Genomic DNA, 12,409 nt, shown 5'->3' with positions numbered 1-12,409 from the left:
TTCCTGCTTGCCAAAGGGGAATGGAACCGTATGTTTTAGCGGTCTATTTATTTTTTCAGGGCCTGCATCCAGCCCATCGCTATCCATAAGGAAAACGCGCGATGAAAAATTTCATTGCTGAATTGCTGGTAAAACTAGCTGAAAAGGAAGATGAAGCAAACGCGCTACGTATTCAGGTTGATGCGCTGGAAGTGGTGGTGACTACGCTGCTACTGCATATGAAACAGCAGCCTCAGTCCGATCTGGAAAGCAACATTACCGCCACGCTGAATAAGCTTACACCGCCGGAAGATGCTTCCGATGATCATAGCGAATTATTATATAACCATGTTAAACGGTTATTTCTGACCCCCGAAAAATAGTAGGTCTTTGCTTATTTAGCACTGTCATTAAACTGTCACGCTCTTTTCTTACAGTCTCCGTGTTTTCATTTTTTAAGTATTTATACATGGAGAAACTAACGTGAAATACCGTGCTATCGTTGCCGCATTATTACCTCTGCTGAGTCTGCCTACCGTTCACGCGGAGACATCTACCGCCGTTCTCGATAACCGTGCTGCACAAGGGGATATCACCCAGCCGGGCGGTGCTCGCCGTTTATCTGCCGATCAAACCGATGCGATTCGCGCTTCCTTAAATAATAAACAGGCCAAAAACGTTATTTTGCTGATTGGCGATGGGATGGGTGACTCTGAAATTACCGCCGCGCGTAACTACGCCGAAGGTGCGGGCGGTTATTTTAAAGGTATTGACGCGCTGCCGTTAACCGGCCAGTACACCCATTATGCGCTGAACAAAAAGACCGGTAAGCCGGACTACGTGACTGACTCCGCCGCGTCGGCCACCGCCTGGAGTACCGGCGTGAAAACCTATAACGGTGCGCTGGGCGTCGATATTCATGAAAAAGATCACCAGACGATTCTTGAGCTGGCGAAAGCAGCCGGCCTGGCGACCGGTAACGTGTCTACCGCCGAATTGCAGGATGCGACGCCTGCGGCGCAGATTTCTCATGTTACCTCGCGTAAGTGTTACGGCCCGAGCGTGACCAGCGAAAAATGCCCGACCAACGCGCTGGAAAAAGGCGGTAAAGGGTCCATTACCGAACAGCTGCTGAATGCCCGCGCGGACGTGACGCTGGGCGGCGGCGCAAAAACCTTCGCCGAAACCGCGACAGCGGGTGAATGGCAGGGGAAAACCCTGCGTGAACAGGCGCAGGCACGCGGTTATCAGTTAGTGGATAACGCCACCACGCTGGCGGCGATTACGCAGGCTAACCAGGACAAACCGTTGCTGGGGCTGTTCTCCGACGGCAATATGCCGGTTCGTTGGGAAGGACCGAAGGCCTCTTATCACGGCAACCTGGATAAGCCAGCGGTGACCTGTACGCCGAACCCGAAACGTGATGCCAGCGTGCCGACTCTGGCGCAGATGACCGACAAAGCCATCTCCCTGTTGAGCGCCAACGAAAAAGGCTTCTTCCTGCAGGTTGAAGGGGCGTCGATCGATAAACAGGATCACGCGGCGAATCCGTGCGGCCAGATTGGCGAAACGGTCGACCTGGATGAAGCGGTACAAAAAGCGCTGGAATTTGCGAAAAAAGACGGCAATACCCTGGTGATCGTCACCGCTGACCACGCGCACGCCAGCCAGATTATTCCACCGGAAACCAAAGCGCCGGGCCTGACGCAGGCATTGAACACCAAAGATGGGTCAGTGATGGTCATGAGCTACGGTAACTCGGAAGAAGAGTCGATGGAGCATACCGGCACCCAGCTGCGCATTGCGGCCTACGGCCCGCATGCCGCTAATGTGGTTGGCCTCACCGATCAGACGGATCTTTATTACACCATGAAAGCGGCCCTGGGGCTGTAATCTCGCGACCAAATCGGCGGCATTTCATTGCCGTCGATTTGGTAAAATTCCTGCCAGCGACCAGACTTACAGAGTTCTACTCACAAAAGGATGGTGCAATGAAAACAACATTACTGATTACCCTACTGTGTGGCGTGTTTGCGGCCAGCGCCGCGTCTGCGGCGACGACGGCCGCCGCGCCCGAAAAGACCCTGACGCCGCAGCAACAGCGGATGAGTAGCTGCAATCAGCAGGCGGCCGCCAAAACCCTGAAGGGGGATGAGCGCAAGACCTTTATGAGCAGTTGTCTGAAAGGGGAAGGGGCGCCTGCAGACGGCAAAGCGTTAACGCCGCAGCAGCAAAAAATGAAGGATTGTAACGCGCAGGCGGCTCAGAAGACCCTGAAGGGCGACGAACGTAAAACCTTTATGAGCACCTGTCTGAAGAAAAAGTAAGTTCACATCTTATGGCAAGCTAACCTGGCCCGGCAGCGTTTGCCGGGCCAGCGCCATCAGGACTTGCTCATCTTGTCCGATTTTTCCATGCATTTTGCCATCGCTTCGATGACCGCCGAGCGGAAGCCTTTTTCTTCCAGCACGCGTACTGCTTCAATCGTGGTGCCACCAGGCGAGCACACCATATCTTTCAGTTCACCCGGATGCTTACCGGTTTCCAGCACCATCTTCGCGGAGCCCATGACCGCCTGCGCGGCGAATTTATAGGCCTGAGCGCGCGGCATACCGCCCAGCACGGCGGCATCGGCCATGGCTTCGATAAACATAAATACATAGGCCGGTGCAGAGCCGCTAACGCCCACTACCGGGTGGATCATCGGTTCAGCAATCTCTTCTGCAGCCCCGAAGCAGCGGAAAATATTCAGCACATCGGCGATATCTTCCGGTGTGACCAGCGCGTTTGGCGTGACCGAGGTCATCCCGGCGTTGACCAGCGACGGTGTGTTCGGCATGGCGCGGACGATTTTACGATCGTGGCCCAGCGCGCGCGCCAGCTGGTCGAGGGTGATCCCTGCCGCAATGGAAACCACCAGGGAGTCTTTGTTCAGGCTGGAGGCAATGTCGCTCAGCACCTTTACCATAATTCCCGGCTTCACGGCGCCGAAGACGATATCCGCCACCTGCGCCACTTCCTGCGGGCTTTGCGCCGCGTTAATGCCGAACTCATCGCGCAGCGCGGCGACTTTATCCGGGGAAGGGGTGTAAACCCAAATCTGCCCAGGAAGCACCTGCCCGCTGGCAATCAGGCCGCCAAGAATGGCCTTTCCCATATTACCGCAGCCAATGAAGCCAATTTTCTTCTCCATCATGTCTCTCCCTCTGTCTGTTTTTTTGTAGTGTACTGTTATAGGCCATTCCCGGCGATGGGTAACGTACTTTTGTGACGCTGGCTGCACATTATTACGCCCAAAGACGTGCTTACCGTATAATCGCCCTTTAACAGCCAGCGTTAAGCGGAGTGAGTATGACGATTTGGGTGGATGCCGATGCGTGTCCGAATGTGATTAAAGAGGTGCTTTACCGCGCCGCAGACCGCACGCAGATTGAACTTGTGCTGGTGGCGAACCAGTATCTGCGCGTGCCGCCGTCGCGCTTTATCCGCGCGATGGTGGTGCCAAAAGGTTTTGACGTTGCCGACAATGAAATCGTACGGCTGTGCCAACCGGGCGATCTGGTGATTACCGCCGATATCCCTCTGGCTGCTGAAGTGCTGGAAAAGGGCGGGTCGGCGCTGAACCCGCGCGGTGAACGCTACAGCGATGCCACGATTCGCGAACGTCTGACGCTGCGAGACTTTATGGACACAATGCGCTCCAGCGGTATTCAAACCGGTGGCCCCAGCGCGCTTTCTCAGCGTGACCGCCAGCAGTTCGCCGCTGAGCTGGACAAGTGGCTGTTGGCGGTAAAACGCGGCTGACAGGATTTCTGTCGCCGGAATATGCTACCTTTGCCGCGTCGTTCAGCTTGTCAAAACAAGACCGTTTCATGTACTGTTAGCGCAACGCCTTGTGGCATTATTTTTTTACGCTTTAAAGGCAGGCGTTGACTCAATATAAAGCGGATAAAATACTCAGTCTGAATCTTTTTGTAACCTAAAGTTTACACTTACTTGCGTACTAGTTTGGTGGTATTATTCACGCTTCACATGCACGTCCCACAATTTTGCGTCATCAGGGGGAATTCCAGGTAATGACACAACCTATTTTTCTGATCGGAGCCAGAGGCTGCGGAAAAACAACAATAGGTCAAGCGCTCACCCATGCCTGCGATTTCCGTTTTGTTGATACTGACCAGGTGTTACAGCAGCGGTCAGGCATGAGCGTGGCGGATATTGTGGCGGCGGAAGGCTGGCCGGGTTTCCGCGCCAGAGAGACCGAAACGTTAATCTCCGTCACCCAGCCTGGCGCGGTTATCGCCACGGGCGGTGGAATTATCCTTGCTCCGGTGAACCGCGAATTTATGCGCCAGAACGGTGTTGTGGTTTATCTGAATGCGCCGGTTCCCGTTTTGGCACGCCGTCTGGAAGCCTTTCCAGAAGCTGACCAGCGCCCGACGCTGACCGGTAAACCCATTAGCGAAGAAGTCGCCGATGTGTTGGCTCAGCGCGATGCATTGTACCGCGAAACCGCCCATTATATCGTCGACGCTTCCGCCGCGCCGGATCGCGTGGTGACGCTGATCCTCGACGCTCTGCACCTGGCCACCGCCAGCTAGCGGAGCGCATCACTTTCTCCCCATCTCTTCCTCATGTTGTGATGAACGCTGCCGATATAACCCTTTTTATTTTGCGGTTATATCGGGCGTAAATCACATTTTTCACCTATTCTGTATGTTATAGAAAAGTTAAAATCAAAACATATCAGGAGAGTACTGGAAATAACTGGAATCTTTACATTCCACCTCCCGCGGCAGGTGCTACGCTTCTGAGCGGTATTTTTCATCCATCCAGGTGGCTATTTGTAAAGTGAGCTTTCAGAAAAGCAAAAGGTAAATAACATGAGTGCAACGATGGCGATTCTTACGATAGGGGTGGTGCCCGTCAGTGAAGTTTTGCCGCTTTTGACCGAGCACATCAGGGAAGAGCAGATCACCCACATTAGCCTGCTAGGCAAAATGAATCGTGCTGACGTCATGGAAGAGTATGCACCAGAACCCGGTGAAGAGCGCTTACTGGTTCTGCTAAATGATAACCAATTTGTTGAAGTATCCCGTCCGAAGGTGGAGTTGAGTCTCCAGGCCGTTATTGAGGTTCTGGACAACCAATCCTACGACGTCATTCTGTTACTGAATACGTTCAAATTACGCAGTATGGTGGCGCGCAATGCGATGCTGCTGGAGCCCCAGCGCATTATTCCACCGTTGGTCGCCTCTATCGTTGAGGGACACCAGGTCGGGGTGCTTGTGCCTGTTGAAGGCATTTTAAATGCCCAGCAGGAGAAGTGGCAGATGCTGCCGACTTCACCCTATTACGCGCTGGCTAACCCGAACCTCGATACCGATCAACACCTGATTTCCGCAGGCAGTTCACTGCTGGAACAGGGGGCCGACGTGCTGGTGCTGGATTCGCTCAGTTATCACCAGCGTCACCGTGACCTATTACAAAAAGCGCTGGATGTGCCTGTTTTACTGTCGAATGTGCTGGTTGCCAGACTGGCGGCAGAATTATTGTGTTAACGGGAGAATTTCGCGTGACAGGCTTCTGTTCGCCCCCCTATATTGGTCTTTTGACGATACGAGAATAAGGGCCTGTTTATGCTTCAAAGCAACGAATACTTCGACGGAAAAGTGAAATCCATTGGTTTTACCAGCAGTGACACCGGGCGTGCTAGCGTGGGCGTGATGGCGGAAGGCGAATATACCTTCGGTACCGCGCAGCCGGAAGAAATGACCGTGATTAGCGGTGCGCTGAACGTACTGTTACCGGGGGAAACTGAGTGGAAAGTCTACGCTGCCGGGGAAGTCTTCAATGTGCCGGGCCACAGCGAGTTTAACCTGCAGGTTGCTGAACCAACGTCTTATCTGTGCCGCTATCTGTAATATTTTCCCTTCCTGCTGGGCAGGAAGGGAAAACACGCTATTTATTAACGCTGCGCTTCGCCGCCTAACCCTTCCACCAGGCTCTTAATCAGCGCCGCCAGCTCGCCGGTCATCAGAATAAAGTCGGCATCGAAACGCTGGGCGTAGTCGTCACGATCGATATCTTCGTTCTGATCGCGCAGTTCATCGCAGAACTTCAGGCGCTTAATGGAACCGTCGTCGCACATCACAAACTGAATGCGCTGCTGCCAGTCGAGCGCCAGCTTGGTCACCAGCTTACCGGCTTCGATGTGTACGGCGATTTCGTCGCAGACCAGATCCTGTTTTTTCGCGCGGATCACGCCGCCGTCTTCGAGGATCGCTTTCAGTTCGGCTTCATCGAGCAGCTGGAAGCCCTGCGCCGTGGTGCCGGAGCGCACCCATTCGGTCAGCGTCAGTTCGATCGGGTTTTCCAGCGTCAGCGGTACGACCGGCAGAGAACCGAGGCTCTTACGTAACAGTGCCAGCGTATCTTCCGCTTTTTTGGCGCTGGCGCAGTCGACCATAATCAGATCGTTAACGGTGTCGATCCACATCATTGTCTGGCTGAAGCGGCTGAAAGCGCGCGGCAGCAGAGAGTGCAGCACTTCATCTTTCAGGGAATCTTTTTCGGTCTTCTTCAGCTTGCGTCCCTGATCGGCTTCCAGTTTCTGGATCTTCGCTTCCAGCGCCTGTTTAATCACCGGAGAGGGCAGGATCTTCTCTTCTTTGCGCGCGCAGATAATGATCTGACCATTCGCTGTGTGCGTCAGCGCATCGCTGTGTGAACCCATCGGCGGCACCCAGCCGGTTTTCGCCATATCCTGGCTGCCGCACGGGGTGAAGGTCATCTCAGCGAGCTGTTTTTCCATCTCTTCCGCGCGCAGCGAGATGTCGCGGCTGAGACGATAAACCATTAAATTTTTGAACCACAGCATGATAATTTCCACGGTGTTATCGTTAAATCAGCGTGCAATGATAACGAATTGTCTCTGGCCTTGCATTGTTTTAAACAGGAGTGATGAATGCGAATTGGTATCGATCTGGGTGGAACGAAAACGGAAGTTATCGCGCTGAGCGATCGCGGGGAGCAGCTCTATCGTCACCGTCTGCCGACGCCGCGTGACTACCAGCAAACCATTGAGAACATTGCGCATCTTGTCGCACTGGCCGAAGAGGCGACCGGGCAAACCGGGACGGTGGGAATGGGGATTCCTGGTTCGATTTCGCCTTATACCGGGGTGGTAAAAAACGCCAATTCAACGTGGCTCAACGGTCAACCGTTTGATAAAGATTTAAGCCGTCGTTTGAACCGTGAGGTGCGGCTGGCGAACGACGCCAACTGCCTTGCGGTGTCGGAAGCGGTAGACGGCGCGGCGGCGGGCGCGCAGACGGTGTTTGCGGTGATTATTGGTACCGGCTGCGGCGCGGGCGTGGCGATCGGCGGCCGCGCGCATATCGGCGGCAACGGCACGGCGGGTGAATGGGGGCATAATCCACTGCCGTGGATGAATGACGACGAGCTGCGCTATCGCGCGGAAGTGCCGTGCTATTGCGGTAAGCAGGGTTGCATTGAGACCTTTATTTCTGGCACCGGTTTTGCCACCGACTACCAGCGGTTAAGCGGGCGTCTATTGAAGGGCAGTGAGATTATGCGCCTGGTGGATGAAGGTGATGCGCTGGCAGAACAGGCGCTCTGTCGCTACGAGCAGCGGCTGGCAAAATCGCTGGCGCACGTGGTGAATATTCTCGACCCGGACGTGATTGTGCTGGGCGGCGGGATGAGCAACGTTGAACGGCTATACCAGACGGTACCGCAGCTGGTGAAAGAATGGGTGTTTGGCGGTGAGTGCGAAACGCCGATCCGTAAAGCGCTGCACGGGGACTCCAGCGGGGTTCGCGGGGCGGCGTGGTTGTGGCCGGCGTGATGCGTCGCTGTTGGCCGGATAAGGCGTAGCCGCCATCCGGCACTCTGCTGGAATGCCCGATGGCGCTGCGCTTATCGGGCCTACTCAACGGCAAACATTTTATCCAGTCGACTATATCCCAACCCGTTGATCTTCTTGACCTTAATCTGCACCGGAATGCGCTCTTTCATTGCTTCAACGTGGCTGATCACGCCGATGATTTTGCCGCTGGCGTTGAGCGCATCCAGCGCGTCCAGCGCGGTATCGAGCGTTTCGCTGTCGAGCGTACCGAAGCCTTCATCGAGGAACAGCGAGTCGATGCGCGTTTTATGGCTGACCAGGTCGGAGAGCGCCAGCGCCAGCGCGAGGCTGACGAGGAAGCTTTCGCCACCGGAGAGCGTGCGGGTATCGCGTACCGCGTCCGCCTGCCAGGTGTCAACCACCTCCAGTTCCAGCGCGTCGCTGACTTTACGTTGCAACAGATAGCGACCATGCAGGCGACTGAGCTGTTCGTTGGCGAGCCACACCAGATTATCCAGCGTCAGCCCCTGGGCGAATTTACGGAATTTATCCCCCTCTTTGGAGCCAATGAGCGCATTTAAATGCGCCCAGTCTTCCAGCACGGCATGGGCTTTTTCAATCTCAACGAACAGCGACTGCTGCTGCTGACGATTGTCGCTGTCCTGCTTGAGCTGCTGGCGCAGTTCGCCCTGGCGCTCGCTGTTTTCGCGTAGCTGGCGGGCAAGCTGCTGAAGCTGCTCCTGCACTTCGGCAAGGCTCAAATCGGCTGTCAGCGTTTCCGGGCGCACGGTCAAATGATGTTGCAACGCTTCCTGTACCTGTGCGGCGAGGGTTTGGCGCTGCTGGTGCTGCGTCTCCAGCGTCTGTTTAAGCTGTTCCAGACGTTGGCGCTCGCCGGCATCCAGTAGCGCATCCAGAAATGCCTGTCGGTCCAGGAAGTGCGAGGCGGAAAGCTGCTGGTCGAAGATCTGTTCCACCTGCTGAAGACGCTGATTTTCCAGTTTTTCTTGTTGCTGAAGCGTTTGCCACTGGCTTTCCAGCGACACACAGTCATGATGCGCCTGTTGCCAGCCGTCAAGCGAGGCCTGCTGGCCATCGTCGGCATTTTCGGCGGGCGGCAGGGTTTCCAGCAGCGGCTGAATCAACGCCAGCTGCTGTTGGGTGCTCTGGCTTTGCGCCTGTTGCTGTTGCCACTGGGCTATCTCGGTTTCGCGTGCCGTCAGCCAACTGTTTTCATCGCCAGCCTGCGGTTGCGACAGGCCAAAAGCCGTGAACGATTGATTAAGCGCGGCAGTACGCTGCTCCTGTTCTTCGCGTAGCTGCGTTAGCTGCGCCTCAAGCTCGCGAAGCTGCTGTTCCAGCGTCAGGCGTTGTTGGTGCTGATAACGCTGCTGTTCGGCGTCATCCTGCGCGGCCAGCCAGCCGTTGATATCGTCAGTCGGTTGCAGATCGATATGCAAATGCTGGAGAGTCTCCTGCCACTGTGAGGTAAGCGCTTGCTCCTGCTGAGAAAGCGAGGTGAGCTCGTCATTTTCTTTCTGCTGCTGCTTTTGCAGCGTCTCCTGCTGGCCACGCAGCGTCGCGCCGTTTTCGGCCAGCTGCGAAACCTCTTTTTCCAGCGCATCGCGACGTGCTTTATTGGCGTCCGGTTTTAAAGCCTGATATTCGGCCAGCGCCGGATGGCTGGTGGAACCGCACAGCGGGCACGGCGCGCCTGGCTGGAGACGCGCGCGCTCGGCTTCCAGCTTAACGATGGTGTCTTCCAAATCGCAAATGGCCTTAACGTCGGCCAACTGCTGTTTTTTCTCTTTATAGACCAGGCGAAGCTGGGTCAGTTCGGCGATTATTTTCTCCAACTGCTGCTGGCGCTGCTGCTGAGCATCCATCAGCTGCTGTCGGCGGGCGTTGAGCGGGATAAACCGTGCGTGCAGGCTGCTGAGCTGCTGGCGCTGCGGGCGCGCCGCCGCGTGTTCGGCGATTCGGGCGGCGACCTCTTCCTGCGTGAGCGTCAGCGTGGAAGGCGGTAGCTGGTTCAGCTGTGTTGCCAGCGCATTACGGCGCTGTTCTTGCGTTTGTTGCTGCGCACGTTCCCGCGTCTGCTGAGCAAATGCGCTCCGCCATCCGGTGAGCTCGCCTTGCCAGCGCTGAATATGTTCATGCGCCTGAAGCCATTGTTGCTGTTGTTGCAGCGACTGCGTGAGCGCGGCGTGCTGGCGTTCCGCGCTGTAGCGAATGCGATCTCGCAGGGTGCGTGCTGCCTGTAAGCGAGTATTCACTTGCAGAACCTGCGCGCGGGTTTTGGCCACCGTGGCGGCCTGTTCCTGCATCTGTGACCAGTGCGGGCGCAGCGCTTCAGCGGGCTGCGCGCGGCTCAGCACGGCGAGCTGCGGCTGCGCCGCTTCCAGGGTCTGCTGGGCTTCTTTCAACGCCTGCTGGGTTTTCTGCCCGTCTTGTTCCAGCTCCGTACGGCGTGACAGCCATTGCTGATGCGTGAGGGCGGTCGCCTGCTGTTGTTGCCACTGCTTTTCATCGGAAGTAAGCGCCTGCAAACTTTGCTGTAGGGACTGTTGCTGCTCTTCGCTCAGCAGCACCACACCGCTGGCCTGGGCCTGAAGCTTGTCGAGGTCATTACGCGCCTGCTTATGCTTTTCAAAGACCTGCGCGGAAATCTGGCCGTAAATTTCGGTGCCGGTCAACTCTTCCAGCAGCTCGGCGCGCTCTTTCGGTTTGGCGTTGAGGAAGGCGGCAAACTGGCCCTGTGAGAGCAACATGGAGCGGGTAAAGCGGCCATAGTCCAGCCCGCTGAGCGACGCGGTCATCTCCAGCTTGTCTTTGACCTTATCCGCCAGAATTTGCCCGTCGGCGCAGCGCGCCAGTTCGACGCGCGGTGCCTGTAAATTACCGTCCGGCTGGTTGCGCGCGCGGTTCTGGCTCCAGAAGGCGCGATAGGCGACGCCCTGTACTTCAAACTCGACTTCCGCCAGACACTCGGCGGTGTCGCGGGTCATCAGGTCATTTTGTGACTGCGAAACGGTATTGAGGCGCGGCGTCTCGTGGTACAGCGCCAGGCAGATGGCGTCCAGCAGGGTGGTTTTGCCCGCGCCGGTCGGGCCGGTGATGGCAAACAGACCGTTGCTGGCGAAAGGCTCTTGGGTGAAATCGATTTTCCACTCACCTTTGAGCGAGTTAAGATTTTTCAGGCGCAGGCTGAGAATTTTCATGGCTGTTGTTCCTCGCCAAGGCTGTTTAGCGTTTCGGTAAACAGCGTTTGCAGGCGTTGCTGCTGCGGTTCCTCAAGCGTTTCCAGCGCCAGGCGGCGTTGGAACACCTCTTCAATACTCAGCTCGCTCAGGGTTTCACGCGTCTGACTTTCCAGAATACGCTGGCGCTGCTCGCGGCTGCGGCGCACCAGCAGTACCTCGACCGGTAGATCGTCGGTGATAGCCTGGATTTTACGTTGAATATCATGCAGGTATTCGTCGCTGGTGATTTCGATATCGAGCCATGTGGTGGCCTCGGTATCGGTTTTCTCCCACGCCGCGAGCTGTGCGCTGATGCTGTCGAAATCGCCCTTAATCACCGCCAGCGCCTGCGTGATGGGGACGGTTAGCGGGGTCACTGCGGCCAGCTTGCCGTCGCTAAATGTCACCAGGTTTACGCTTTTCGCTTTGCCGGTTTCGTCAAAGCTTAACGGGAGAGGCGAGCCGCTGTAGCGGATATGCTCGCTGCCGCCGATTTTCTGCGCCCGGTGAATATGCCCCAGCGCGATGTAATCGGCTGGCGGGAAATTCTGCGCCGGGAAAGCATCCAGCGTGCCAATATAGATATCGCGCACCGCGTCGCTTTTACTGGCGCCGACGGTGGTCAGATGGCCGCTGGCGATGATCGGCAGCGGCAGGTCGCCGCGTAGCCCGCAGGCCTGTTGATACTGCTGCTGATAGTAATCGGTAATGCTGTCCAGCACCTGACGTACTTTTTCATTGCCAGAAAGCCCCGCCTGGCTGGTGATGATGTCGCGCGGACGCAGAAACGGCACCGGGCAGAACACTGCGCCGGGCGTACCGTCGCGCTGATTCAGAATAAACGGCGCATGACCCGCGCTGGCAATCACCGTGGTATTGAGGAACGACAGAATATCGCGCGATTCGTTAAGTGTCGCCACCGAGTCATGGTTGCCCGCCAGCACCACCAGATGGCAGCCCGTTTGCTGAAGATTGACCACAAAGCGGTTATACAGCTCGCGCGCGTAGCTCGGCGGCGAACCGGTATCGAAGATGTCGCCCGCGACGATAATCGCGTCTACGCGCTCCGCCTCGGCGGTGGTCAGCAGCCAGCGCAGAAAGGCATCGTGTTCGGCCGCGCGGCTCTTGCTGTAGAAGTTCTGGCCGAGGTGCCAGTCCGAGGTATGGATAATGCGCATAGCGATTCCGTAAGAAGTGACGTAAAGTTGATTATAAACATTCACCTACGCTGGGGTCGATGAGCGCGTATGGCGCGTGTCATAAACGGTTAAGCGCGATCATCAAACGGTCATGTTTATCATAAAACTGTCATAAATCT

Annotated in this window: 12 protein-coding genes; 8 read left to right on the top strand and 4 right to left on the bottom strand. The window is 56.3% G+C overall.

From position 1 onward, the window contains the following. Positions 1-101: 101 nt before the first annotated feature. The 3 genes from ABTW00_RS18100 (at position 102) to ABTW00_RS18090 (ending at position 2,306) form a co-directional block, all read left to right on the top strand. Positions 102-362, top strand: a complete 261-nt coding sequence (locus ABTW00_RS18100) for a sigma-S stabilization anti-adapter protein IraP (protein WP_065357857.1) — start codon at positions 102-104, stop codon at positions 360-362. Between the two features lie 100 nt (positions 363-462). Beyond that, complete coding sequence (gene phoA / locus ABTW00_RS18095; RefSeq protein WP_065357856.1) at positions 463-1,872, top strand: alkaline phosphatase; 1,410 nt, start codon at positions 463-465, stop codon at positions 1,870-1,872. A 98-nt stretch (positions 1,873-1,970) separates the two neighbouring features. Continuing rightward, positions 1,971-2,306, top strand: coding sequence for a PsiF family protein (locus ABTW00_RS18090; RefSeq protein ID WP_064547824.1), 336 nt, complete (start codon positions 1,971-1,973; stop codon positions 2,304-2,306). A gap of 56 nt (positions 2,307-2,362) precedes the next feature. Here ABTW00_RS18090 and proC read toward each other — a convergent pair whose 3' ends face one another. Continuing rightward, positions 2,363-3,172, bottom strand: a complete 810-nt coding sequence (gene proC, locus ABTW00_RS18085) for a pyrroline-5-carboxylate reductase (protein WP_064547835.1) — start codon at positions 3,170-3,172, stop codon at positions 2,363-2,365. 158 nt (positions 3,173-3,330) lie between these two features. Between proC and ABTW00_RS18080 the strand changes: the two genes are divergently transcribed. From ABTW00_RS18080 to ppnP, 4 genes are all read left to right on the top strand, one after another. Then, positions 3,331-3,783: a YaiI/YqxD family protein gene (locus tag ABTW00_RS18080; RefSeq protein ID WP_433636661.1), complete on the top strand. Its 453-nt coding sequence runs from the start codon at positions 3,331-3,333 to the stop codon at positions 3,781-3,783. A gap of 272 nt (positions 3,784-4,055) precedes the next feature. After that, positions 4,056-4,580, top strand: coding sequence for a shikimate kinase AroL (aroL, locus tag ABTW00_RS18075; RefSeq protein WP_271447473.1), 525 nt, complete (start codon positions 4,056-4,058; stop codon positions 4,578-4,580). 282 nt (positions 4,581-4,862) lie between these two features. Further along, entirely contained in the window at positions 4,863-5,540 is a 678-nt protein-coding gene (locus ABTW00_RS18070; RefSeq protein WP_433636658.1) for an AroM family protein, read from the top strand. Positions 5,541-5,618: 78 nt separating this feature from the next. After that, the gene (ppnP, locus tag ABTW00_RS18065; RefSeq protein ID WP_064547831.1) at positions 5,619-5,903 is read left to right on the top strand and encodes a pyrimidine/purine nucleoside phosphorylase; all 285 of its coding nucleotides are present in this window, start codon (positions 5,619-5,621) and stop codon (positions 5,901-5,903) included. A 44-nt stretch (positions 5,904-5,947) separates the two neighbouring features. On the opposite strand, the gene rdgC is transcribed toward ppnP, so the two are convergent. Continuing rightward, a complete protein-coding gene (rdgC, locus tag ABTW00_RS18060; RefSeq protein WP_064547833.1) occupies positions 5,948-6,859 on the bottom strand; it encodes a recombination-associated protein RdgC in 912 nt (303 codons plus the stop codon). 87 nt (positions 6,860-6,946) lie between these two features. Between rdgC and mak the strand changes: the two genes are divergently transcribed. Further along, a complete protein-coding gene (gene mak / locus ABTW00_RS18055) occupies positions 6,947-7,849 on the top strand; it encodes a fructokinase (RefSeq protein ID WP_433636654.1) in 903 nt (300 codons plus the stop codon). Positions 7,850-7,929: 80 nt separating this feature from the next. Here mak and sbcC read toward each other — a convergent pair whose 3' ends face one another. Further along, a complete protein-coding gene (gene sbcC, locus ABTW00_RS18050; RefSeq protein ID WP_433636652.1) occupies positions 7,930-11,070 on the bottom strand; it encodes an exonuclease subunit SbcC in 3,141 nt (1,046 codons plus the stop codon). Further along, complete coding sequence (sbcD, locus tag ABTW00_RS18045) at positions 11,067-12,269, bottom strand: exonuclease subunit SbcD (RefSeq protein WP_433636650.1); 1,203 nt, start codon at positions 12,267-12,269, stop codon at positions 11,067-11,069. The genes sbcC and sbcD overlap by 4 nt, the downstream gene beginning before the upstream one ends. Between the last annotated feature and the right edge of the window lie 140 nt (positions 12,270-12,409).

The sequence above is a fragment of the Kluyvera georgiana genome (assembly GCF_050990895.1).
In the GTDB taxonomy this organism is placed as follows: Bacteria; Pseudomonadota; Gammaproteobacteria; order Enterobacterales; family Enterobacteriaceae; genus Kluyvera; species Kluyvera georgiana.
Note: the sequence above shows the minus strand (reverse complement) of the source record. Positions and strands in the feature narration are given on the sequence as shown.

Coding starts and splice junctions, on each gene's coding strand:
- ABTW00_RS18100 (WP_065357857.1), top strand. CDS start 102: ATGAAAAATTTCATTGCTGAATTGCTGGTAAAACTAGCTGAAAAGGAA.
- ABTW00_RS18090 (WP_064547824.1), top strand. CDS start 1,971: ATGAAAACAACATTACTGATTACCCTACTGTGTGGCGTGTTTGCGGCC.
- proC (WP_064547835.1), bottom strand. CDS start 3,172: ATGGAGAAGAAAATTGGCTTCATTGGCTGCGGTAATATGGGAAAGGCC.
- ABTW00_RS18080 (WP_433636661.1), top strand. CDS start 3,331: ATGACGATTTGGGTGGATGCCGATGCGTGTCCGAATGTGATTAAAGAG.
- aroL (WP_271447473.1), top strand. CDS start 4,056: ATGACACAACCTATTTTTCTGATCGGAGCCAGAGGCTGCGGAAAAACA.
- ABTW00_RS18070 (WP_433636658.1), top strand. CDS start 4,863: ATGAGTGCAACGATGGCGATTCTTACGATAGGGGTGGTGCCCGTCAGT.
- ppnP (WP_064547831.1), top strand. CDS start 5,619: ATGCTTCAAAGCAACGAATACTTCGACGGAAAAGTGAAATCCATTGGT.
- rdgC (WP_064547833.1), bottom strand. CDS start 6,859: ATGCTGTGGTTCAAAAATTTAATGGTTTATCGTCTCAGCCGCGACATC.
- mak (WP_433636654.1), top strand. CDS start 6,947: ATGCGAATTGGTATCGATCTGGGTGGAACGAAAACGGAAGTTATCGCG.
- sbcC (WP_433636652.1), bottom strand. CDS start 11,070: ATGAAAATTCTCAGCCTGCGCCTGAAAAATCTTAACTCGCTCAAAGGT.
- sbcD (WP_433636650.1), bottom strand. CDS start 12,269: ATGCGCATTATCCATACCTCGGACTGGCACCTCGGCCAGAACTTCTAC.